Origin of the sequence: Aestuariimicrobium sp. T2.26MG-19.2B (assembly GCF_950101875.1) — a bacterium.
Classification (GTDB): Bacteria; Actinomycetota; Actinomycetes; order Propionibacteriales; family Propionibacteriaceae; genus Aestuariimicrobium; species Aestuariimicrobium kwangyangense.
The window spans coordinates 148,696-170,635 of sequence record NZ_CATNLW010000001.1; the positions used below are offsets into that span (position 1 = coordinate 148,696).

A 21,940-nucleotide genomic window follows, 5' to 3' on the forward strand; every position below is an offset into this window, starting at 1 on the left:
ACCTGAGGGAGCACCACCCGTGACCGAGCACGTCAACCCGCTTCGCGACCCGCAGGATCGCCGACTCCCCAGGATCGCCGGACCCAGCGTCCTGGTGATCTTCGGTGTCACCGGTGACCTGTCGCGCAAGAAGCTGATGCCCGCGGTCTACGACCTCGCCAACCGCGGGCTGTTGCCCCCGGGCTTCGGGCTCGTCGGCTTCGCCCGCCGCGACTGGGCCGACCAGGACTTCGCCAAGGAGGTGCACGACTCCGTCAAGGAGCACGCCCGCACCCCCTTCCGCGAGGAGGTCTGGCAGCAACTGCTCGAGGGGATTCGCTTCGTTCCCGGTGAGTTCTCCGACGACCAGGCCTTCGAGACGCTCAAGGAGACCATCCAGGAACTCGACGAGCAACGGGGCACGGGTGGCAACCACGCCTTCTACCTGTCCATCCCCCCGTCCTTCTTCGACGACGTGGTGGGGCAACTCCGACGCCACGGCATGGCCGACGAGAAGGGTCAGGGATGGCGGCGCGTGGTCATCGAGAAGCCCTTCGGCCACGACCTCCGATCGGCCCGCGAACTCAACGACATCGTCAGCACCGTGTTCCCCCCGGAGTCGGTCTTCCGGATCGACCACTACCTGGGCAAGGAGACGGTGCAGAACCTGTTGGCCTTCCGATTCGCCAACCAGATGTTCGAGCCGATCTGGAACAACAACTACGTCAGCCACGTGCAGATCACCATGGCCGAGGACATCGGCATCGGTGGGCGGGCCGGCTACTACGACGGCATCGGTGCAGCCCGTGACGTCATCCAGAACCACCTGATGCAGTTGATGGCCCTGACCGCGATGGAGGAGCCAACCAGCTTCGAGGCTGCGCAACTGCGCACCGAGAAGCAAAAGGTACTGGGTGCAGCCCGGCCCCCCGTCGACATCGACGCCCACACCGCCCGCGGGCAGTACTCCACCGGCTGGCAGGGTGGCGAGAAGGTCAAGGGGTTCCTCGAGGAGGACGGCATCAAGCCCGACTCGTTCACCGAGACCTACGCCGCCATCCGCGTCGACATCGACAACCGCCGCTGGGCCGGTGTGCCGTTCTACCTGCGCTCGGCCAAGCGGATGCCGCGCCGGGTCACCGAGATCGCCCTGAACTTCAAGCGGGCCCCGCATCTGCCGTTCACCTCGACCGACACCGAGGAACTGGGCATCAACGCCCTGGTGATGCGGATCCAGCCCGACGAGGGCATCACCATGCGCTTCGGCGCCAAGGTGCCGTCGACCCAGATGGAGATCCGCGAGGTGTCGATGGACTTCAACTATGGCGGTTCCTTCACGGAGTCGTCGCCGGAGGCCTACGAGCGGCTCATCCTCGACGTGCTGCTGGGCGAGCCCCCACTGTTCCCGCAGCACGAAGAGGTCGAGCTCAGCTGGCAGATCCTCGATCCCATCCTGAACCGCTGGGCCGAGTTGGGTGGCCCGGTCGACCAGTACGAGTCCGGCACCTGGGGACCCCAGAGCGGGATCGACATGCTCGCCCGCGACGGTTTCGTCTGGCGCAGGCCCTGAGAGTCAGCCCTCCAGCAGCGCTCGCCACCAAGACTCAAGGAAGACACCGTGATCATCCATCTGAACCACACCAATGCCGGGGCCATCAGTTCGACCATCCGCAAGGCCCGGCGCAGCAGCGGCACCGCCTCGGGGCTGGTGTTCACCCTCGTCGTGATGGTGTCGGCCCGCCGTTACGAGGAGGCCCTCGAGGCCGCCCTGCAGGCCGGACGGGAGCATCCCTCGCGCATCATCCTGGTGGTGAAGGGAACCGGACGCACGAGCAAGCTCGACGCCGACATCCACTTCGGCGAGGACGCCCCCGGGGACGTGATCACGCTGCGGATGGGCGGTGAGGTCGCCGAGCACGCCGACTCCGTCGTGCTGCCCCTGCTGCTGCCCGACTCGCCTGTCGTGGCGTGGTGGCCGAACGAGTCACCGGTCGACCCCGCCGACGACCCGATCGGCCGACTCGCCAAGCGGCGCATCACCGACGCCAGCGGGGTCACCCACTCGCTGCAGGCACTGCGCCTGCGGGCCGAGCACCACGCCATCGGCGACACCGACCTGACCTGGACCCGGCTGACCGTCTGGCGAGCCCTGCTGGCGGCAGCGCTGGACCAGTACCCGGCACGGATCTCGTCGGCCAAGGTCGAGGCCGACCGCGACAACGCCCCGGCCGAACTGTTGGCGTCGTGGCTCGAGAGTCGCCTGCACGTACCGGTCGTCCGCACCACCAACGACGGGCCGGGCATCACGGCGGTGAGGCTGACCACGGCCGCGGGTGACATCGCCATCATCCGCACGGACGGGCTGCTGGCCACCTACGAGGTGCCCGGCCAGCCGCGTCGCAAGGTGGCACTCAAGCGACGTTCGCTCACCGAACTGATCTCGGAGGAACTGCGCCGCCTGGACGCCGACGACATCTTCGAGGCGGCGGCAGCCACCTTGGTGAAGCGCTGGGACAACCCTGACCGGACGAAGCCGAAGAAGGCGAGGGCGTGAGCACCCGGGTCGTCCGGTACCACACCCCCGACGAACTGGCGGACGGGGCGGCGGGTACCTTGCTGGGACGCCTTCGCGACCTGCAGGACACCCAGGGCCGGGCCGACCTGTGTCTGACCGGCGGTCGAGTCGCCAACCGCATGTACGAGTCGCTCGCCGACCAGTTCGCGGACTCGGGCATCGACCCGACGGCCCTGCACCTGTGGTGGGGGGACGAGCGGTTCGTCGGCCTGACCGACCCCGACCGCAACGCGCTGCAGTCGCTGTCGATCCTGGCGCGCACACTGCACGTGCCGGCGGCGCAGATCCATCCCATGCCGGGCAAGGACGGACGCGCCGATCCGGGCGACGCCGCCTACGCCTACGCCCAGGAGTTGGGCGACACGGTGTTCGACATCTGCTTGCTGGGTATGGGACCCGACGGGCACGTGGCCTCGATCTTCCCCGACCATCCCAGCTTCGACCCGACCACCGCGACGGTGATCGGGGTGACCGACGCCCCCAAGCCGCCGGCCGAGCGGATCTCGCTGACCATCAATGCCCTCAACCGGTCGAAGGCGATCTGGATGGTGGTCACCGGCGAGGAGAAGGCCGACGCGGTGGCCAAGGCCTTGTCGGGCGACTGGTTCCTGCCCGCCGCCCGGGTGCACGGCACCGAGGAGACGCTGCTGTTCCTCGATGCGGAGGCGGCGGCGCTGCTCCCCCGCTTCAACTGCCTGCTCTGACAGACCTTCGGATGACGAAGGCCCGCTGGGCCGTGGTCAGGGCTTGCGGTAGACGCTGACGTGACCGCGCGAGTCGTGGGAGAACGGGGTTCCCTCCCAGTCCGCGTGCCTGGTCTCGAGTTCGAGACCGGCCAACCGCGCCATCAGGTCGAGTTCGCTCGGCCAGACGTACCGGTGAGGGCTGAAGCCGACCGTGGCGGTTCCGTCATCGTCGAAGCGTACGTGGTGACTCACCAACTGCTGGGTGACCGGATCCATCACGTCGACACCCAGGTAGCCGTCCTCGACGGTGAACACTTCTGCGGCGACCGCACCGTGCGTGGACTGCGGACGGGGTACCCACAGTTCGATGACGAATCGACCACCGGGACGAAGGTGCCGGGCCGCGTTGCGGAAGCACTCGACCTGGCCCTCCTGGGTGAGCAGGTTGGCGATGGTGTTGTAGACGAGGTAGACCAGACCGAACTCGCCCGCACCGTCGACGCGAGTGGTCGACATGTCGCCGAGGGTGACAGGCAGCGTGGCCTCGTCGACCTTCTCGCGCAGTCGATCGACCATGTCGGGCGACCACTCGATGCCACTGACACTCACCCCACGTCGCTGCAGGGGGATGGCCACCCGGCCGGTGCCGACGGCGAACTCGAGTGCGGGGCCGCCGTCGGCGAGTTCCTGCAGTCGGGCCGTCGTCCGGTCGAGCACCTGCTCGTCGAACATGCCTTCGCCGGGGCTGTCATAGCTCTGGGCGGCGGCACGATTCCAGATCTCGTTGCTGGTTCGTCGGGGCATCTTCACGCCCCCAGCCTGCCCCACGCGAGCAGGGCAGGCACCTGAATTACGACTCAGGATCGAACGGGGGTCAGTAGATGATCTCGCCGTTGGCGCGGCGGGTGCGCAGCAGGTCGAGGGCCTCGGCCAGGATGGCTGCCGCCTCCGCGTCGCTGCGACGCTCCTTCACGTACGCGAGGTGAGTCTTGTACGGCTGGATCTTCGGCGGTGGCGGCGGGTTCTCGGAATCGAGGTTCGCCGGCAGCCCGCAACGCGGACAGTCCCACTCAGCCGGGATGGCTGCGTCGGCCGCGAAGGCCGGACGCGTCTCGTGCCCGTTGGCACAGAAGTATGAAACGTGCAGTCGCGGTGCGGAATCCCCGCGCTCTGCCTCTCCCATCGGTCCGGCGCCGACTCGGCTGCCTCTGATGGCGCTGCCACCCACCACTGTGTGACTCCTTGGTTGTGTTCGGTGATCCGGATGCCTGCCTCGCGTGCTGCGAGGGCATGTCCCGGGAGATCTTGGTGAGATCGCCCCGAGGCCCGCGCACCCGGCGGGCATTGGGCTGCTGTCAGGACTGGTACTTGTAGAGCACCAGGAGGCCGATGATGCAGGCCAGCCAGACCAACCCCAGCACGATGGTGATGCGGTCAAGGTTGCGTTCCGCGACGGAGGTCCCTCCCATCGAGGTGGACATGCCACCACCGAACAGGTCGGACATGCCGCCACCGCGCCCCTTGTGCAGCAGGACTGACAGCGCAAGAATCACGCTGACCACGACCAGAATGATCGAAAGGGTCATCACAGGCCAGGTCATGAGCGGGACAATCACGTCGCTCAGGATAACCCACCCCTCCACCAAAACCACATTCGGCAGGCCCCCGGACCTCGGGGGTCGCAGGCGTGCTCAGCGGCGCCCCACAACGGCCCGACCGGGCACACCAAAACGGCCCGCCCCATTGCTGGGACGGGCCGTCTGTTCGTCGGTCGGAGGGACTGACGGTGGTCGACGCGAGGTCGGCTCAGGCGAGCTGCTGGAACCGGACGATCCCGGCGAACTCCTCGGGGTCGAGGCTCGCGCCTCCCACCAGAGCACCGTCGACATCAGGCTGAGCCATGATCTCGACGACGTTGCTGGCCTTCACCGAACCGCCGTACTGGATGCGGACGGCATCCGCCGTGGGCTGGTCGTACAGTTCCGCCACCCGGGCACGGATCGCCCCGCACACCTCCTGGGCGTCCTCGGGGGTGGCCACCTCGCCGGTGCCGATGGCCCACACGGGCTCGTAGGCGATCACGAGGCCAGCGACCTGCTCGGCCGAGAGGTCCTTGAGCGCGCCGTCCACCTGGGCGAGGGTGTGGGGCACCTGCTGGCCCTGCTTGCGGATGTCGAGCCCCTCGCCGACGCAGATGATCGGCGTCATGGAGTTGGCGAGCACCTGCTTGGCCTTCGCGTTGATCAGCTCATCGCTCTCGGCGTGGTACTGGCGACGCTCCGAGTGGCCGATCACCACGTAGGTGCACCCCAGCTTCGCCAGCATCGAGGCCGAGACCTCACCGGTGTAGGCGCCCTTGTCATGGGCGGAGACGTCCTGCGCACCGAAGACGATCGGGAGCCGGTCGCCCTCGATGAGGGTCTGCACCGTTCGCAAATCGGTGAACGGGACGATCACGACGGCCTCTGACTGATCGGCCTCCCACTTCTTGTCGGCCAGGGTCCAGGCCAGCTTCTGAACCAGGCCCACCGCCTCGACGTGGTTCAGGTTCATCTTCCAGTTGCCGGCCAGGATCGGCTTGCGTGCCATCAGTTCTCCTCAAGGACAGAAAGACCCGGGAGCTCCTTGCCCTCGAGGTACTCCAGGGAGGCGCCGCCACCCGTGGAGATGTGACCGAAGTCGTCATCGGCGAAACCGAGGTCACGCACGGCTGCGGCGGAGTCGCCACCGCCGACGACCGACAGTCCTTCGACCTCGGTGAGGGCTTGCGCGACGGCCTTGGTGCCGCCGGCGAACTCCTCGATCTCGAACACGCCCATGGGGCCGTTCCAGAAGACCGTGCGGGCCCCCTTGATGGCCTCCGCGAAGGCCTTCTCGGAGTCGGGACCGATGTCGAGACCCATCTTGCCGGCGGGGATCGCGTCGGTGGCCACGACCTCGACCTCACCCTTGACGGTTCGGTTCTCGAAGTCGGCCCCGTCTGCCACGCGCACGTCGGTGGGCAGCAGGATGGTCTTGCCTGCCGCCTTGGCCTGCTCGAGGTAGCCCTTGCAGGTCTCCAGGTTCGCGTCGTCGACCAGCGAGGCGCCCACCTCGTGGCCCTGTGCCTTGAGGAAGGTGAACAGCATCCCCCCGCCGATCACCAGGGTGTCGGCGACCTTCAGCAGATTGTCGATGACGGCAAGCTTGTCGGCCACCTTGGCGCCGCCGAGCACGACCACGAACGGACGCTCGGGGTCCTGGGTGAGGCGAGCGAGCACCTCCACCTCCTTGGCGACCAGGTGGCCAGCGCCGGCGGGGAGCAACTTCGCCACGTCGTAGACCGAGGCCTGCTTGCGGTGCACGACACCGAAGCCGTCGGAGACGAAGACGTCGCCGAGGGCGGCGTAACGGGCGGCGAGGGCGGCGCGCTCAGACTCGTCCTTGGACTCCTCGGCCGGTTCGTAGCGAACGTTCTCGAGCAGGGCAACGTCTCCGTCGGAGAGGGCTGCGACCACGGACGAGGCGGACTCACCCACGACATCCTCGGCCAGCTTGACCTCGGTGCCCAACAGTTCGCCCAAGCGGGCTGCCACGGGCGCGAGGGAGTACTTGGGGTTGACCTGCCCCTTGGGACGACCCAGGTGGGCCAGCACGATGACCTTGGCGCCGGCCTCACGCAGCTCGGTGAGGGTGGGCAGGGCGGCACGGATGCGGCCGTCGTCGGTGATGGTGGAGCCGTCCAGCGGCACGTTGAAATCGCAACGGATCACGACGCGCTTGCCGGACAGGTCTCCGAGCTCCTTGATGGACTTCACGGGATTCCTCTCGCGGTGGTTGTGGGCTGAGTGTGAGGTGGAACGAGAACGAGGGGGTGGGGGCAGTCCCCCACCCCCTCGTTCCCCCGAAAGACGGGTGTGAACCGGTCAGGCTCAGAGCTTCGAGGCGACCAGCTCGGTCAGGTCGACGAGACGGTTGGAGTAACCCCACTCGTTGTCGTACCAGCCGACGACCTTCACCTGGTTGCCGATGACCTTGGTCAGCCCGGCATCGAAGATGCAGGAGGCCGGATCGGTCTCGATGTCCTTCGAGACGATCTCGTCCTCGGTGTAGACCAGGTAGCCCTTGAGAGCGCCCTCGGCGGCGGCCTTGACGGCGGCGTTGACCTCCTCGACGGTGGTCTCCTTGCCGGCCTCGAAGGTCAGGTCAGTGGCCGAACCGGTGGGGGTCGGGACGCGCATGGCGTAGCCGTCCAACTTGCCCTTCAGCTCCGGAAGCACCAGGGCCACGGCCTTGGCGGCACCAGTGGTGGTGGGCACCATGTTGAGGGCGGCGGCACGCGAGCGACGCAGGTCCTTGTGGGGACCATCCTGCAGGTTCTGGTCCTGGGTGTAGGCGTGGATCGTGGTCATCAGGCCCTTGACGATGCCGATCGAGTCGTTCAACGCCTTGGCCATGGGGGCCAGGCAGTTGGTGGTGCACGAGGCGTTCGAGATGATGTTGTGCTGGGCGGGGTCGTACAGACCGTCGTTGACGCCCATCACGATGGTGATGTCCTCGTTCTTGGCGGGGGCCGAGATCAGCACCTTCTTGGCTCCACCGTTGATGTGGGCCTGAGCCTTGGTGGCGTCGGTGAAGATACCGGTCGACTCCACGACGATGTCGACTCTCAGGTCACCCCAGGGAAGGTTCGCGGGGTCGCGCTCCTCGAAGACCTTGATGGTCTTGCCGTTGGCGGTGATCGAGTCCTCGTCGTAGGTGACGTCGCCCTCGAAACGACCCAGGATCGAGTCGTACTTCAGCAGGTGCGCGAGAGTCTTGTTGTCGGTGAGGTCGTTGACGGCCACCACCTCGAGATCGGCGCCCTGAGCGAGCAGCGCGCGGTAGAAGTTGCGGCCAATGCGGCCGAAGCCGTTGATACCAACCTTGACGGTCATGTCTCGTGATCTCCTTCGAGATGCTCAGGCGGGCGACGAATCGAGGTAGGCACCCCGGCCCGCTGCGGTGTCTTGTTCCGACCCTGACAGCCTAACGAATGCCGCCGCAGCCTGTCCGGGCGGGGTTCGCTTGACTGCATCGTGGACAGCCGCCCCCACCGGCGGGAACCCGCCGCGGGGGCGGCACGAGACGCTCGGGGAACTCGGGCCTGGATCCGGTCAGCCGTCGAGCAGGTCGGCCGAGAGGTGCACCTCGGTGCCCGGGACGCCCCGTTCCTGGGCCACCTTGTCGGCGGTCGACAGCAGTCGGCGGATCCGGCCGGCGATGGCGTCCTTGGTGAGCGGCGGCTCATGCGCCTGACCCAGCTCCTCCAAGCTCGCGTTGCGGTGCTCCAACCTCAGCCGGCCCGCCATCAGCAGGTGTTCGGGCACCTGGTCGCCGAGGATCTCGAGGGCTCGCTCGACCCGGGCGCTGGCGGTGACGGCAGCGTGCACGGACCGTCGGAGATTCGCGTCGTCGAAGTTCGCGAGCCGGGTGGCCGAGGCCCTCACCTCGCGCCGCACCCGGCGGTCCTCCCAGGTGAGCAGGGTGTCGTGGGCGCCCATTCGCGCGAGCAGGGCGGCGATCTGGTCACCGTCGCGGATCACGACCCGATCGATGTTGCGCACCTCGCGGGCCTTGGCGCTGATGCCCAGCCGTCGGGCGGCCCCGACCAGCGCGAGCGCGGCCTCGCTGCCCGGGCAGGTGATCTCGAGACTCATCGATCGTCCCGGCTCGGTCAACGACCCGTGGGCGAGGAAGGCGCCCCGCCACACCGCGACCTGGCAGCACATGCCGGAGCCGACGACCGAGGCAGGCAGTCCTCGCACGGGACGACGCTTGGCGTCGATCATGCCGGTCTGGCGTGCGAGTGCCTCCCCGTCCTGCACCAGGCGCACCATGTAGCGGGTTCCCCGCCTGATGCCCGAACCGTTGATCACCAACAGTTCGCTGGTGAGGCCGAAGATCTCGGCGATGGCAGTCCGCAGCCGTCGGGCGGCGGCTCCGGTGTCGAACTCGCACTCGATCACGAGCTTGCCCGCCACCAGGTGGAGACCACCCCCGAAGCGCAGCATGGAAGCCACCTCTGCGCGACGACAGCACGGCTTGGCCGCTGGAATCGTCGCCAGTTCGGACTTCAGCTGTGCGGTCATTGCCATGGTGCCGAGTCTGGCACACCCGCGTGCTCAGACGCCCATCAGCTGGCTCATCACCGAGGCCAGGCGCAAAGGGTCGTGACGGGCGGTGCCGTCGCGCATGGCGACGTCGGCGATCTCGACCCTGGCCCCCAGTGAGGCCGCATACGACTCGAGGTTGGCGTCGGCGCTGCCGAACGTCTCGTCCACCACCACCACGTCGAAGCGCAGCTGGGGCGCGTGTTCGGCGAGCAACTCGATGTGACGCGAGGCCGAGAAGCCGTCGGTCTCGTCGGCGGACGTGACGTTCATGACCAGGATCTTCTGGGCCCGGGTCTCCTGGATGGCCCGGGCCAGGTCGGGCACCAGCAGGTGCGGGATCAGGGAGGTGAACCACGACCCGGGTCCGAGCACCACGTGGTCGCTGGCCAGCACCGCCTCGACCGCCTCGGGACAGGCCGGGGGGTTCTCCGGAACCAGGCGGACCGCCTGGACCTCGGCACGGGTCTTGGCCACGGTCGCCTGGCCCGCCAGCGTGCACATCTCGTCGGGTCGCATGGGGTCGAGCCCGATGACATCGGCCTCGATCGACAGCGGCACCAGCGACATCGGCAGGACCCGCCCCCGGATGTTGAGCAGTTCCCCGACCATGTCGAGGCCCGACACCGGGTCGTCGAGGCGTTGCCAGATGCCGGCGATCAGCAGGTTGCCGATGGCGTGACCCGCGAGCGCACCCGAACCGCCGAAGCGTGACTGCAGCACGTCGGCCCAGAGGCGCCCATCGTGCGAGTCCCCACACAGGGCAGCGAGCGCCATCCTCAGGTCACCGGGCGGCAGGCAGTCGAGTTCCTCGCGCAGCCGCCCGGACGAACCCCCGTCGTCTGCAACGGTGACGACCGCCGTGACCCGATCGGTCACGCGCCTCAGCGCCGACAGGGTGGCAGACAGTCCGTGGCCACCACCCAGGGCGGTCACCGCCGGAACGCTGCTGTGCAGCCCGGAGCCGTGCGCCGCCGCGGTCGTCCTCAGCCCGGCCACGTGGGGGCCGGTCCCGTGGGTCGGCCCGGCGGCGTGGGAGCGACCGGGTGAGCGGCCCATGGTCATTCCAGCCCCAGATCTCGGTGGGTGACGTTGACCCTGAACCCGCGAGCGGTGAGCCGCGCACCGAGGGCCTCAGAGATGGCCGTCGACCGGTGTTTGCCGCCCGTGCAGCCGATTGCGACCGTGCACTGACGCTTGCCCTCACGCACGTACCCGGGGGCCATCGTGACCAGCAGGGCCTCGGTCTGGTCGAGGAATTCCGCGGCTCCGGGCTGGGAGAGCACATAACTCGACACCTCCTGGGAGAGGCCGGTCTTCGGACGCAGTTCGGGTACCCAGTGGGGATTCGGGAGGAACCGCACGTCGAAGACGAGGTCGGCGTCGATGGGGAGGCCGTTCTTGAAGCCGAACGACATCACGGCGATGCGGACCATGGCCGAGGAGTCACCGCCGTAGGCGTGCGCGACCCGGGAGGCCAACTGGTGAACCGTGAGCCGTCCGGTGTCGATGACCAGGCCCGCGCTAGCCCGCACCGCCGACAGCATGCTGCGTTCACTGGCGATCGCGTCCAGCAGTCGTCCGTCACCCTGCAGCGGCAACGGCCGACGGGAGGACTCCTGCCGCTTGACGATCACGTCGTCGGTGGCCTCCAGGAACAACACTTCGTGGTCGATCCCGGCGTCGGCCAGGGCCGCGAACATCTGCGGCAACTGCTCGACCAGTCGGGGCGAGCGCACGTCGAGCACCACACAGACCTTGGTGAGGGCCTGCTGCCGGGCAAAGCCGACCAGGCTGGGCACCATCGACGGCGGCAGGTTGTCGACCACGTACCAGCCGAGGTCCTCCATCGCGTGTGCCGCGGTGCGACGACCCGCCCCCGACAGACCAGTGATCACGACCACACGCGACTTCGTGGCGGACGACGACCTTGGCGACTGCGACTGACTCACGGGCCCATCCTGCCAGTCGGCGACCCGACGGCGGCAGCCGCGCTCACAGCACCTCCCCCGTGGCCATGTTGATCGCCTCGCCGGGTTGGTCGGCCGCCAGCGCCTGCTTGACCGCAGCGGCCAGGGTGGGGCCGAATCCCGGCACCTGGGCGATCTGCTCCTCGTCGGCGGTGCGTAGCTTCTTCAGCGACCCGAAGTGCTTGATCAGGGCCTTCCGGCGGGTCTCGCCCAGCCCCGGGACGTGGTCGAGGACCGAGTCGACCATGGCCGCACTGCGGCGACCCCGATGGTGGGTGATGGCGAAGCGGTGCGCCTCGTCGCGCAGCCGCTGCAGCAGGTACAGACCCTCGCTGGTGCGAGGCAGGATGACGGGCATGTCGTCGCCGGGCAGCCACACCTCCTCGAGTCGCTTGGCGAGGCCGACCAGGGCGATGTCGGTGATGCCGAGCTCGTCGAAGACCTGTTGCGCGGCATTGACCTGGGGCTCGCCACCGTCGACCACGACCAGCGCCGGTGCGTAGGCGAACTTGCGGGGCGCCCCGGTGGTGGGATCGATGAGCAGTGCTGCCTCCTCCCCCGCGCTGGCCTCACTGGCGGCCCTGATCGCCTCCCTGTCCTCGAGCAGTCGACGGAACCGCCGGGTCAGCACCTCGTGCATGGCCGCCACGTCGTTGGATCCCTCGAACGATCGGATCACGAACCTGCGGTACTCACTCTTGCGGGGCAGACCGTCCTCGAAGACAACCATGGAGCCCACCACCTCGGAGCCCTGGGTGTGCGAGATGTCGTAGCACTCGATCCGCAGCGGTGGGTCGGGCAGCATCAGGGCGCGCTGCACCTCCTCCAGGGCCCGGTTGCGGGTGGACAGGTCGGAGGCGCGTTTCATCTTGTGCTGGGCCAGGGATTCGGCCGCATTGCGACCGACCGTGTCGAGCAGGGCGACCTTGTCACCACGTTGGGGCACCCGTACCGCCACCCGGGCACCCCGCACCTCGCTGAGCAGTTCGGCCATCGCCGACCCGGAGGTGGGCAGGTGCGGCACCAGGATCTCGCGTGGGATGGACGAGGTGTCGTCCGAGGCATCACTGGCCCCCGCGTAGAGCTGCAGCAGCAGCGACTCCACCAGGTCGGGGAGGTCCCCGTCGTCGGGTCGGTCAGCCACCCAGCCACGCTCGCCGCGGACGCGGCCGGCGCGCACGTGGAAGATCTGGGCGGCCACCTCGAGCGGGTCGACGGCCAGGTTGATCACGTCGCAGTCGGCACCGTCCGACAGCACGATGGCGTTCTTCTCGGTCGCCAGGCGCAGCGCGGTCAGCGAATCTCGGACGACGGCGGCATGCTCGTACTCCTGTCGCTCCGCCGCCCGGCTCATCTCCCGCTCCAACTTGCGGATCAGGGCCGCGGACTGGCCGTTCATGAAGGCAGCGAAGTCGCCGACGATCTCGCGATGGTCCTCGGCCGAGATCTTGCCCACGCAGGGGGCCGAGCACTTGCCGATGTACCCCAGCAGGCAGGGTCGTCCACTGGCAGCGGCCGACTTGAAGGTGCCCGACGAGCAGGAGCGCATCGGGAACACCCGCAACAGGGAGTCGACGGTGTCGCGGATGGCCCAGGCCTGTCCGAATGGACCGAAGTACCGGTAGCCGGGGCGCTTGGCGCCTCGTCCCACGAAGACGCGCGGGAACTCCTCGGACCAAGTGATGCACAGCCAGGGATAGGACTTGTCGTCGCGGTACTTGACGTTGAACCGTGGGTCGAACTGCTTGATCCACGTGTACTCGAGTTGCAGGGACTCGAGTTCGTTGCGGACGACGGTCCACTCCACCTTCGCCGCCGTCCGAACCATGGTCTGGGTGCGGAAGTGCAGCCCGGCCGGGTCGGCAAAGTAGGAGTTCAGGCGCTGGCGAAGGTTCTTGGCCTTGCCGACATAGATGACGATGCCGTTCGCATCCGAGAACCGATAGACCCCTGGATCGGTGGGGATGCTGCCCGGTGCGGGGCGGTACGTCGAGGGGTCGGCCATGATGGGAGTCTAGGAGCACCCTCTGACAGGGCTGATGCCCTGCCGGCCGGACGAACCAGGAGCTGTCGTGTATCTGATCGTGGTGAAGTTCACCGTCAAGCCCGAGCACAGCGATGACTGGCTCGACCGGGTCGACTCGTTCACCCGGGCCACCCGACGTGAGCCCGGCAACCTGTTCTTCGAGTGGAGTCGCAGCGCCGAGGAGCCTGACACGTTCGTGTTGGTGGAGGGATTCACCGACGACGGCGCAGCTCCGCACGTCAACTCCGAGCACTTCAAGCAGGCCATGGACGACATGCGCCCGGCACTCGCCAGCACTCCCCGCATCATCAGCCGCCAGGTCGAGGGCTCGGGCTGGGGCCCGATGGGTGAGCTCCAGGTGGACTGAGCTGCCCGACCCGGCGCGGCGAGCGAGGGCCGTGAACTCCTAGGCTGGGTTCGTGCAGCTCCTCATCATTCGTCACGGACAGTCCGCCAACAATGTCGCCATGGAGGCCTCTCTGGGGGAGGACGGCCGCGTGGCCGACCCTGCTCTCACCGACCTGGGCAGACGACAGGCGGAGGCCGTCGGCAGGTGGATCGTCGACCACGGCCCGCGCCCGGAGCGCATCCACACGTCTCTGATGAGGCGCACCATCGAGACGGCGGCACCGTTGGCGCATGCCTTGGGGGTACCCGTGGAACCCCATCGCGACCTGTTCGAGAGCGGCGGTGTCTTCGAGGGTGCCTACCTCGACAGGGTGGCAGGCGCGGGGTCACCCGGGTCGGTGCTGAGCGGCCTCGCCCATGACGTCGTGCTGCCGCCGGGAGTGGACGAGGACGGGTGGTACCGGGCCGAGGTGGAGTCGGCGCAGCAGGTCTGCCAGCGCGCCCTGGCCCTCGTCGACTGGCTGCGCGCGATGGACGAGTCATGCGTGGCCCTCGTGATCCACGGCGCGATCGGCTCGGTGCTGATGAGTGCGCTGTTGCACCCCGAACCCGTGCGGGAGCTGGCCCAGGACCCTGCCGCGGATGCCGCCCACCTACCCCTCTGGTTCCGTCTCGACAACACCTCCGTGAGCCTGCTCGAACTCGTCGGCGACGAGCAGGTCGAGGTGGACTGGATCAACCGGATCGACCACCTCGCCGGACTCGAGCACCAGGTCTCACGGACCCACCACCGATTCCCTCCCGCGTTCAGCGGCTGAGCAGTTTCGGCGGGTGTGTAGCGTGATGGCACCCGCACCGCAGCGCACGAACCCGGAGGCTCGGATGGAACTGACACGACGCGGACTGGTCGCCGCAGCCACCTGTACCGCGTGCGGTCTTGCCGCGTGCGGCACCGACACCGCCGCCCCGACCCCGGGTGCCTCCTCCACCGACGCCTCGGGTCGCCCCACGCGGGCGTCCAGTGAGCCCACCAAGTCGCTGGCCACCAGTTCGGGGGGCACGGTCCAGGGTGGCAAGAACATCCCCAAGTCGAGCATTCCGGTCGGCGGCGGGGTCATCCTCACCGATGCCCAGATCGTCGTCACCCAACCGACTCGGGGGGACTTCAAGGCGTTCACCTCGATCTGCACCCATCAGGGCTGCCCCGTCACCGCCGTCGAAGGCGGGCAGATCGCGTGCAACTGCCACGGTTCGAGGTTCTCCATCACCGATGGCTCCGTCGTACGAGGCCCTGCGACACAGCCACTCGCAAGCGAGCCATTCACCGACAACGGCGACCAGATCACACTGGGCTGAACGGACTGGCTGAACCGAACTGGGCTGAACGGAACGGGGCTGAACGGGACCGATCCGAACGGACTGGGCCGGACTGACTGTCGTCCCGACGGGTCAGCTCGCTGCTGCTGAGCCTCCCCGACCAGAGGTCCGGGATGCAGCCCCGCCGGAGCCCGCGGAGACCTTGCTGCCTGAGGACCTCGCTGCCGTGCCCTTCGTGGCGGCTGGCTTGGTGGCGGCTGCCTTCGCGGGGGCCGGCTGCTTGCTGGTGCCGCGGCTCGAACTCTTGCGACCCGCAGTCTTCCGCGCCGTCTTGGCCGTCGGTGGTTCCGCGTCGATGAGCGTTGGTTCCGCGTCCCCCACCGGCACGTGGCGGCCGTGCAGGATCTCCCGCAGGAACTCACCGGTCGCCGAGGTCTCGTGCTGGGCGACCGTCTCGGGGGTCCCCTCGACCACGACCTCCCCGCCACGGGACCCGCCCTGGGGACCCATGTCGATCAGCCAGTCGGCTGTCTTGATGACGTCGAGGTTGTGCTCGATCACGAGCACCGTGTTGCCTCCGTCCACCAGCTTGCCGAGCACACCCAGCAGCTTGCGGATGTCCTCGAAGTGCAGGCCCGTGGTGGGCTCGTCCAGCACGTAGAGCGTGCGGCCGGTCGACCGCTTCTGCAGCTCCGCCGACAACTTCACGCGCTGCGCCTCACCTCCGGACAACGTGGTGGCAGGCTGACCGAGCCGCACATAGCCCAGACCGACCTCCACGAGGGTCTTGAGGTGCCTGGAGATGGCCGGGATCGCCTCGAAGAAGTCGGCGGCCTCCTCGATGGGCAGGTCGAGCACCTCCGCGATGGTCTTCCCCTTGTAGTGCACCTCCAGGGTCTCGCGGTTGTACCGCGCACCGTGGCAGACCTCGCAGGGGACGTAGACGTCGGGGAGGAAGTTCATCTCGATCTTGATGGTGCCGTCGCCCATGCAGTTCTCGCAGCGTCCACCCTTCACGTTGAAGCTGAACCGACCCTGCTGGTAGCCACGCACCTTCGCCTCAGGGGTCTGGGCGAACAGTCCGCGGATCTTGTCGAAGACACCGGTGTAGGTGGCCGGGTTGGAGCGTGGCGTTCGTCCGATGGGCGACTGGTCGACGTGGATGACCTTGTCGAGCTGATCCATACCGGTGATGCCCTTGTGGCGACCGGGCGCGGCCTTGGCCCCGTAGATCCGGCGCGCCAGAGCCTTGTAGAGGATGCCGTTGACCAACGACGACTTGCCCGAGCCCGAGACCCCGGTGACCGCGATCAGTTGCCCCAGCGGGAACTCGACGGTGACGTTGCGCAGGTTGTTCTGGGTGGCGCCGTTGACGACCAGGGTGCGACCCGTGAGCGGACGTCGCTGGGCAGGCAGCGGGATCTCGCGGCGACCCGAGAGGTAGGCGCCGGTCAGCGACTCCTCGTTGCTCAACAGATCGGCCACCGTACCGGAGTGGACGACCTTGCCGCCGTGCTCACCGGCACCGGGACCGATGTCGACGGCCCAGTCAGCAACCCTGATGGTGTCCTCGTCGTGCTCCACCACGATCAAGGTGTTGCCCAGATCCCTCAGCCGCACGAGGGTCTCGATCAGCCGGCGGTTGTCGCGCTGGTGCAACCCGATCGACGGTTCGTCGAGAACGTAGAGCACCCCGACCAGACCGGAGCCGATCTGCGTGGCGAGGCGAATGCGCTGAGCCTCGCCGCCGGACAGGGAGCCCGACGAACGCGACAACGTCAGGTAGTCCAGGCCGACGTCGAGCAGGAACCTCAGCCGCTCCTGGATCTCCTTCAGCACACGCTCGGCGATCTGGCGGTCACGGTCGCTCAACCGGATCTCGGCGAGGAACTCGCTGGCCTCACCGATGGAGAGCTCACTCACCTGCGCGATGTTGCGTCCGCCCACGGTGACCGCGAGGCTCGACGGCTTCAACCTGGCACCACCGCAGGTGGAGCAGGGAATCTCGCGCATGTACTCGCCCCAACGCTCGCGGGCGGTGTCGGTCTCGGACTCCGCGTGCCTGCGCTTGACGTAGTGGAGCACCCCCTCGAACTTCTGGGTGAAGGACCGCACCCGTCCGAAACGGTTCTTGTACCTGACCACCACGGGGTCGCCCACGCCGTGCAGCAGTACCTTCCGGGCGGGCGCCGGGAGCTCCTCCCACGGTGTGGTGACCGAGAAACCCTCCTTCTCCGCGAGGGATTCGTAGACGTGCTCGAAGTGCGCGGCGACCTGGGGGTTGGCCCACGGCGCGATCGCTCCCCCGGCCAGGCTCAGGCTGCTGTCGGGTACCACCAGCTCGGGATCGACCTCCATGGACGTGCCCAGTCCGGTGCAGGTGGGGCAGGCACCCCACGGGCCGTTGAACGAGAACTGACGGGGTTCGAGTTCCTCGATGCTGATGTCGTGCTGGTTGGGGCAGGCCAACTTCTCGGAGTAGCGCCGCTCACGGTCGGGGTCGTCGGGTGAACGGTCGACGAAGTCGATGCCGACCACACCGTTCGCCAACCCCAGCGCCGTCTCGATCGAGTCGGTGAGGCGCTGTTTGGCGCTGGCCTTGATCGCGATGCGGTCGACCACCACGTCGATGTCGTGCTTCTTCTGCTTGTCGAGGACCGGGGGGTTGGTCAGCTGGTGCATCTCGCCGTCGACGCGCACCCTCGAGAAGCCCTGGGTGGAGAACTGCCTGAACAACTCCACGTGCTCGCCCTTGCGTCCGCGCACGGCGGGTGCCAGCACCTGCAGGCGGGTGCCCTCGTCCAGGTTGAGGAGCCGGTCCACGATCTGCTGCGGGCTCTGCCGGCTGATCTCCTCGCCACAGACCGGGCAGTGGGGGATGCCGATGCGGGCGTAGAGCAGGCGCAGGTAGTCCGACACCTCGGTGATGGTGCCCACGGTCGAACGCGGATTGCGACTGGTGGACTTCTGATCGATTGAGACCGCTGGGGACAGACCCTCGATGAAGTCGACGTCGGGCTTGTCCATCTGCCCCAGGAACTGGCGGGCATAGGCCGACAGGCTCTCGACGTAGCGGCGTTGACCCTCGGCGAAGATGGTGTCGAAGGCGAGAGACGACTTGCCCGACCCCGACAGCCCGGTGAACACGATGAGGGAGTCGCGCGGGAGGTCGAGCGACACGTTCCTCAGGTTGTGCATGCGGGCACCGCGGACGACTAGGCGATCATTCACATCGGGAAGCCTAGACCTCGCCCCTGACAGTTTTCGTCCACCGTTTTCGCACAGCGCCCGGGTTCGTTAGGTTGGCGACATGAGCCCGATGACCGCGCCACACCCGCATGGGTGGTCCATCGGTGGCAGCCTGCACGAGGTGCGCTCCCGCAAGCTGGAGATGACACAACGCCTGTTGGGCGAGACCATCCGGCTCTCCGACCGGGAATGGCAGGAGCCCAGTCTGCTGCCCGGGTGGACCCGCGCCCACGTGGCCACCCACGTGGCCCGCAACGCCGACGGATTCGTGCACAGTCTCGACGCCCTCATCAAGGGACGCCCCCAGCGCATGTACTCCTCCGAGGCTGACCGTCAGAGCGACATCGAGCGCGGCTCGCAGCGTACGGGCCTCGACCTGCAGATCGACCTGGACACCTCGGCCGGCAATCTCAACCGGGTGTTCGACCAGATCGAGGGGCTCGACCCCGACACCACGATCGAACTGCGTGCGGGGTTCCGCATCCCGGTGGTCCTGCTTCCCCTGGCCCGACTCAACGAGGTGGTGCTGCACCACATCGACCTGAACGTCGGTTTCATCCCCGACCACGTTCCCCAACCCGTCGCTCGCTGGCTGGTCGAGTGGACCCTGCTGCGGCTGGAGGGACGCGATGACCTGCCCCCGCTGCAACTGTCGTCCACCTCCGGCCTGGAGGCCGCCCTCGGCGGGGTCGGTGACCGGAGCGAGGTGCACGGCTCGGACCAGGCACTGCTCGGGTGGTTGACCGGCCGCAGCCATGGTGACACCGTCCAAGGCACCGGGGGCGTCATGCTCCCCCTGCTCGGCTGACCACCCCTACGGAGAGGATTCACCATGAGCCAACCCATCGAACCCGGTCACCAGCCGGACCGCACGGAACGGGCCCACCACGTCGAACCCGGCGGGCACACCAGCTTCGACCTCGGCGGAGGGGTCACCTGCCACAAGTTGTCGGTGGGCCCGATGGACAACAACGCCTATCTGCTGGTGCCGACGCAGGGGTCGGTGGTCCTGGTCGACGCGGCGAACGATGCCCACCGACTGCTGTCGGCGCTGGGGCAGCGGGCCCTGCACCACCTGGTCACCACCCATCGCCACCACGATCACATCAAGGCGATCGCAGAGGTGGTCGAGGACACCGGTGCCACCTGCTTCTGTGGGACCCCGGACGCCGCGTCCATCGCCGAGGCCACGGGTGTGGAGCAGCGAGGGTTGTGGACTGGTGACCGCGTCGCGCTGCACGAGGGACACCTGGAGGTGATCGGACTGGTGGGCCACACCCCAGGCTCGATCGCCCTGCTGTGGCAGCCCCAGGACGGCCCACCGAGCCTGTTCACCGGCGACAGCCTCTTCCCCGGAGGTCCCGGGAAGACCGCCAGGCCGGATGACTTCAGCTCTCTGATGGACGACCTCGAGGCCAAGATCTTCGACGTGCTGCCGGACGAGACCGTCGTCCATCCCGGTCACGGCGACGCCACCACCCTCGGTGCGGAGCGACCGCACCTGACGGGGTGGCGTGTTCGCGGGTGGTGAACCCCACTGAGCATGTGATCACCGTGCGCACACCGGCCACGACAGCCTCCCTAGGGTGGAACACATGTCAGAGATGACCTTCACCCAACTCGGCCGCACGGGACTCAAGGTGTCCCGCATCGTGCTCGGCACGATGAACTTCGGCCCCCGCACCACTCCCGACGATTCCCACGCCATCATGTCGCGCGCCATTGACGCCGGCATCAACTTCTTCGACTCAGCCAACGTGTACGGCGGCGCCGACAACCGCGGCCACACCGAAGAGATCGTGGGCGACTGGCTCACCAAGTCCGGCAACCGCGACAAGGTGGTGCTGGCCACCAAGGTCTACGGCGACATGACCCCGTGGCCCAACCACGGCAAGCTGTCGGCAGCGAGCATCCGCAAGAACGTGGACGACTCACTGCGCCGCCTGCAGACCGACCACATCGACCTCTACCAGATGCACCACATCGACCGCGCCACTCCGTGGGAGGAGCTCTGGCAGGCGATGGACACCCTGGTCTCCCAGGGCAAGATCCTCTACGTCGGCTCGTCGAACTTCGCCGGCTGGCACATCGCCGCGGCGAACGAGGCAGCCAAGGCCCGCCACACCCTCGGCCTGGTCAGCGAGCAGTCGCTGTACAACCTGGCCGACCGCACCATCGAGCTTGAGGTGATCCCCGCCGCCGAGCACTACGGCCTCGGGGTCATCCCGTGGTCCCCGCTTGCTGGCGGTCTGTTGGGTGGCGTGCTCGCCGGCGCGGCTGAGGGTCGCCGCACCGAGGAGGGCATGCAGAAGCGGATCGAGAAGCTCCGGCCCCAGCTCGAACAGTGGGAGAGCTTCTGCGCCGACCGCGGCGAGAAGCCCGGAGAGGTGGCGTTGGCCTGGCTGTTGGCGAACCCCGTGGTGACCGGTCCCATCGTGGGACCCCGCACCATGGACCAGCTCGAGGGTGCCATCGCTTCGCTGTCGATCGATCTGGACGAGGCTGCCCTGGCTCGCCTCGAGGAGATCTTCCCCGGACCTGGAGGGACTGCCCCCGAGGCCTACGCCTGGTGATCCCACCCGGCACACACGAGGATCGCCGTCACCCCTGGGGGGTGGCGGCGATCGTCGTCGGTGGTTGTGGTGCGAGCTCGCTCACAGCGGCGAGTCGACCGACTCGGGAACTTCGGCGGTCCGCTCCGACCTCGACTTGAGCAGGCTCGCCACGGTGGTCACCAACAGCGTCACCACGATCACCCCGAGCGACAACTCGATAGAGAAGTCGAGGGAGAAGCCGAGCTTCTCGTCGAAGTGGTAGTGGTGCATGGCGTGCAGCACGAGCTTCACACCGATGAACGCCAGGATCACCGACAGGCCGATCGGCAGGTACACCAGCCTCTGCAGCACGTCGCCCAACAGGAAGTACAGCTGGCGCAGGCCCATCAGCGCGAACACATTGGCGGTGAACACCAAGTAGGGCTCCTGGGTGAGCCCGTAGATGGCGGGGATCGAATCGAGGGCGAACAGCAGGTCCGTGGAACCCAGCGCGATGATCACGATCAGCATGGGTGTCATCACGCGCTTGCCGCGGTCGATGATGGTCATGCGGGTGCCGTGGAAGTCCTCGGTGGAACGGAAACGACGCTTGACCCATCGCAGCAGGAAGTTGTCGGTCGCCTCCTCCTCGGTGTCCTTCTCGATGAAGTCCTTCACCAGGTCGACCGCCGTGTAGAGCAGGAACGCGCCGAAGATGAAGAAAACCCATGCTGCGGCGGAGATGATGGCCGCGCCCATTGCGATGAAGATGCCGCGGAAGACCAACGCCAGGATGATGCCGATCAGCAGCGCGAACTGTTGGAGGTGCTTGGGCACCCGCATCTTGGCCATGATGATCAGGAAGATGAACAGGTTGTCTATCGACAGGCTGTACTCGGTCAACCACCCGGCGAAGAACTGCTTTCCGTAGGCTGCCCCGCTGAACACAGTGACGCCGATGCCGAAGATCACCGCCAGACCGACGAAGAGCAGGACGGCCAGCAGGCATTCCTTGAAGGACGGGACGTGCGGTCGGCGACCGATGACCAGCACGTCGATGGCGAGAACGGCGACCATCACCACGATGGTGATGGCCCAGGTGTACATGTGGACGTTCATCCAGCA

Annotated in this window: 21 protein-coding genes; 9 read left to right on the forward strand and 12 right to left on the reverse strand. The window is 67.6% G+C overall.

The annotated features are described in order from the left end of the window. Positions 1-19: 19 nt before the first annotated feature. Genes zwf through pgl form a run of 3 tightly spaced genes read left to right on the forward strand, consistent with a single transcriptional unit; the run spans position 20 to position 3,258 of the window. Positions 20-1,549 carry a glucose-6-phosphate dehydrogenase gene (zwf, locus tag QQZ11_RS00715; protein ID WP_284548149.1) on the forward strand — a complete coding sequence of 510 codons (1,530 nt, stop codon included), beginning with the start codon at positions 20-22 and terminating at the stop codon, positions 1,547-1,549. Positions 1,550-1,597: 48 nt separating this feature from the next. After that, a complete protein-coding gene (locus QQZ11_RS00720; protein WP_022909788.1) occupies positions 1,598-2,533 on the forward strand; it encodes a glucose-6-phosphate dehydrogenase assembly protein OpcA in 936 nt (311 codons plus the stop codon). Continuing rightward, the gene (pgl, locus tag QQZ11_RS00725; RefSeq protein WP_022909787.1) at positions 2,530-3,258 is read left to right on the forward strand and encodes a 6-phosphogluconolactonase; all 729 of its coding nucleotides are present in this window, start codon (positions 2,530-2,532) and stop codon (positions 3,256-3,258) included. Before QQZ11_RS00720 ends, pgl begins: the two co-directional genes overlap by 4 nt. A 36-nt stretch (positions 3,259-3,294) precedes the next feature. On the opposite strand, the gene QQZ11_RS00730 is transcribed toward pgl, so the two are convergent. From QQZ11_RS00730 to uvrC, 10 genes are all read right to left on the reverse strand, one after another. Next, complete coding sequence (locus QQZ11_RS00730) at positions 3,295-4,044, reverse strand: class I SAM-dependent methyltransferase (protein WP_284550117.1); 750 nt, start codon at positions 4,042-4,044, stop codon at positions 3,295-3,297. 70 nt (positions 4,045-4,114) lie between these two features. Continuing rightward, on the reverse strand, positions 4,115-4,471 hold the full coding sequence (locus tag QQZ11_RS00735; RefSeq protein WP_022909785.1) for an RNA polymerase-binding protein RbpA: 357 nt from the start codon (positions 4,469-4,471) through the stop codon (positions 4,115-4,117). Between the two features lie 124 nt (positions 4,472-4,595). Further along, the gene (secG, locus tag QQZ11_RS00740) at positions 4,596-4,841 is read right to left on the reverse strand and encodes a preprotein translocase subunit SecG (protein ID WP_022909784.1); all 246 of its coding nucleotides are present in this window, start codon (positions 4,839-4,841) and stop codon (positions 4,596-4,598) included. A 205-nt stretch (positions 4,842-5,046) separates the two neighbouring features. Beyond that, entirely contained in the window at positions 5,047-5,829 is a 783-nt protein-coding gene (gene tpiA / locus QQZ11_RS00745; protein ID WP_284548150.1) for a triose-phosphate isomerase, read from the reverse strand. After that, complete coding sequence (locus QQZ11_RS00750; protein ID WP_284548151.1) at positions 5,829-7,037, reverse strand: phosphoglycerate kinase; 1,209 nt, start codon at positions 7,035-7,037, stop codon at positions 5,829-5,831. The genes tpiA and QQZ11_RS00750 overlap by 1 nt, the downstream gene beginning before the upstream one ends. 114 nt (positions 7,038-7,151) lie before the next feature. Continuing rightward, positions 7,152-8,156: a type I glyceraldehyde-3-phosphate dehydrogenase gene (gap, locus tag QQZ11_RS00755; RefSeq protein ID WP_284548152.1), complete on the reverse strand. Its 1,005-nt coding sequence runs from the start codon at positions 8,154-8,156 to the stop codon at positions 7,152-7,154. Positions 8,157-8,375: 219 nt separating this feature from the next. Beyond that, complete coding sequence (gene whiA / locus QQZ11_RS00760) at positions 8,376-9,356, reverse strand: DNA-binding protein WhiA (RefSeq protein WP_022909780.1); 981 nt, start codon at positions 9,354-9,356, stop codon at positions 8,376-8,378. Positions 9,357-9,383: 27 nt separating this feature from the next. Beyond that, complete coding sequence (locus QQZ11_RS00765) at positions 9,384-10,430, reverse strand: gluconeogenesis factor YvcK family protein (protein ID WP_022909779.1); 1,047 nt, start codon at positions 10,428-10,430, stop codon at positions 9,384-9,386. A 2-nt stretch (positions 10,431-10,432) separates the two neighbouring features. Continuing rightward, entirely contained in the window at positions 10,433-11,323 is an 891-nt protein-coding gene (gene rapZ / locus QQZ11_RS00770; RefSeq protein WP_284548154.1) for an RNase adapter RapZ, read from the reverse strand. A 43-nt stretch (positions 11,324-11,366) separates the two neighbouring features. Beyond that, positions 11,367-13,346, reverse strand: a complete 1,980-nt coding sequence (gene uvrC, locus QQZ11_RS00775; protein WP_284548156.1) for an excinuclease ABC subunit UvrC — start codon at positions 13,344-13,346, stop codon at positions 11,367-11,369. A 67-nt stretch (positions 13,347-13,413) separates the two neighbouring features. Here uvrC and QQZ11_RS00780 point away from each other — a divergent pair, with 67 nt between their 5' ends. The 3 genes from QQZ11_RS00780 to QQZ11_RS00790 all read left to right on the forward strand — a co-directional run bounded on the left by QQZ11_RS00780 (position 13,414) and on the right by QQZ11_RS00790 (position 15,071). Further along, entirely contained in the window at positions 13,414-13,734 is a 321-nt protein-coding gene (locus tag QQZ11_RS00780; protein ID WP_022909776.1) for a putative quinol monooxygenase, read from the forward strand. A gap of 52 nt (positions 13,735-13,786) precedes the next feature. Beyond that, on the forward strand, positions 13,787-14,533 hold the full coding sequence (locus QQZ11_RS00785; RefSeq protein WP_284548158.1) for a histidine phosphatase family protein: 747 nt from the start codon (positions 13,787-13,789) through the stop codon (positions 14,531-14,533). A 64-nt stretch (positions 14,534-14,597) separates the two neighbouring features. After that, on the forward strand, positions 14,598-15,071 hold the full coding sequence (locus QQZ11_RS00790; protein ID WP_284548159.1) for a Rieske (2Fe-2S) protein: 474 nt from the start codon (positions 14,598-14,600) through the stop codon (positions 15,069-15,071). A gap of 93 nt (positions 15,072-15,164) precedes the next feature. On the opposite strand, the gene uvrA is transcribed toward QQZ11_RS00790, so the two are convergent. Further along, a complete protein-coding gene (gene uvrA / locus QQZ11_RS00795; protein WP_446698824.1) occupies positions 15,165-18,230 on the reverse strand; it encodes an excinuclease ABC subunit UvrA in 3,066 nt (1,021 codons plus the stop codon). A 112-nt stretch (positions 18,231-18,342) separates the two neighbouring features. Here uvrA and QQZ11_RS00800 point away from each other — a divergent pair, with 112 nt between their 5' ends. The 3 genes from QQZ11_RS00800 to QQZ11_RS00810 all read left to right on the forward strand — a co-directional run bounded on the left by QQZ11_RS00800 (position 18,343) and on the right by QQZ11_RS00810 (position 20,854). Further along, complete coding sequence (locus QQZ11_RS00800; protein WP_284548163.1) at positions 18,343-19,089, forward strand: maleylpyruvate isomerase family mycothiol-dependent enzyme; 747 nt, start codon at positions 18,343-18,345, stop codon at positions 19,087-19,089. Between the two features lie 24 nt (positions 19,090-19,113). Further along, the gene (locus tag QQZ11_RS00805; RefSeq protein ID WP_022909771.1) at positions 19,114-19,812 is read left to right on the forward strand and encodes an MBL fold metallo-hydrolase; all 699 of its coding nucleotides are present in this window, start codon (positions 19,114-19,116) and stop codon (positions 19,810-19,812) included. 64 nt (positions 19,813-19,876) lie between these two features. After that, positions 19,877-20,854, forward strand: a complete 978-nt coding sequence (locus QQZ11_RS00810; RefSeq protein ID WP_284548164.1) for an aldo/keto reductase — start codon at positions 19,877-19,879, stop codon at positions 20,852-20,854. A gap of 81 nt (positions 20,855-20,935) precedes the next feature. Here QQZ11_RS00810 and QQZ11_RS00815 read toward each other — a convergent pair whose 3' ends face one another. Beyond that, the gene (locus QQZ11_RS00815) at positions 20,936-21,934 is read right to left on the reverse strand and encodes a TerC family protein (RefSeq protein WP_022909769.1); all 999 of its coding nucleotides are present in this window, start codon (positions 21,932-21,934) and stop codon (positions 20,936-20,938) included. Positions 21,935-21,940: the final 6 nt, after the last annotated feature.

What these genes read in the sequence shown, in the direction of transcription:
- QQZ11_RS00790 (WP_284548159.1), top strand. Translation starts at nt 14,598, where the DNA reads ATGGAACTGACACGACGCGGACTGGTCGCCGCAGCCACCTGTACCGCG.
- QQZ11_RS00810 (WP_284548164.1), top strand. Translation starts at nt 19,877, where the DNA reads ATGTCAGAGATGACCTTCACCCAACTCGGCCGCACGGGACTCAAGGTG.
- QQZ11_RS00730 (WP_284550117.1), bottom strand. Translation starts at nt 4,044, where the DNA reads ATGCCCCGACGAACCAGCAACGAGATCTGGAATCGTGCCGCCGCCCAG.
- whiA (WP_022909780.1), bottom strand. Translation starts at nt 9,356, where the DNA reads ATGGCAATGACCGCACAGCTGAAGTCCGAACTGGCGACGATTCCAGCG.
- uvrC (WP_284548156.1), bottom strand. Translation starts at nt 13,346, where the DNA reads ATGGCCGACCCCTCGACGTACCGCCCCGCACCGGGCAGCATCCCCACC.
- QQZ11_RS00765 (WP_022909779.1), bottom strand. Translation starts at nt 10,430, where the DNA reads ATGGGCCGCTCACCCGGTCGCTCCCACGCCGCCGGGCCGACCCACGGG.
- uvrA (WP_446698824.1), bottom strand. Translation starts at nt 18,230, where the DNA reads ATGCACAACCTGAGGAACGTGTCGCTCGACCTCCCGCGCGACTCCCTC.
- QQZ11_RS00805 (WP_022909771.1), top strand. Translation starts at nt 19,114, where the DNA reads ATGAGCCAACCCATCGAACCCGGTCACCAGCCGGACCGCACGGAACGG.
- QQZ11_RS00800 (WP_284548163.1), top strand. Translation starts at nt 18,343, where the DNA reads ATGAGCCCGATGACCGCGCCACACCCGCATGGGTGGTCCATCGGTGGC.
- tpiA (WP_284548150.1), bottom strand. Translation starts at nt 5,829, where the DNA reads ATGGCACGCAAGCCGATCCTGGCCGGCAACTGGAAGATGAACCTGAAC.
- secG (WP_022909784.1), bottom strand. Translation starts at nt 4,841, where the DNA reads ATGACCTGGCCTGTGATGACCCTTTCGATCATTCTGGTCGTGGTCAGC.
- QQZ11_RS00815 (WP_022909769.1), bottom strand. Translation starts at nt 21,934, where the DNA reads ATGAACGTCCACATGTACACCTGGGCCATCACCATCGTGGTGATGGTC.
- gap (WP_284548152.1), bottom strand. Translation starts at nt 8,156, where the DNA reads ATGACCGTCAAGGTTGGTATCAACGGCTTCGGCCGCATTGGCCGCAAC.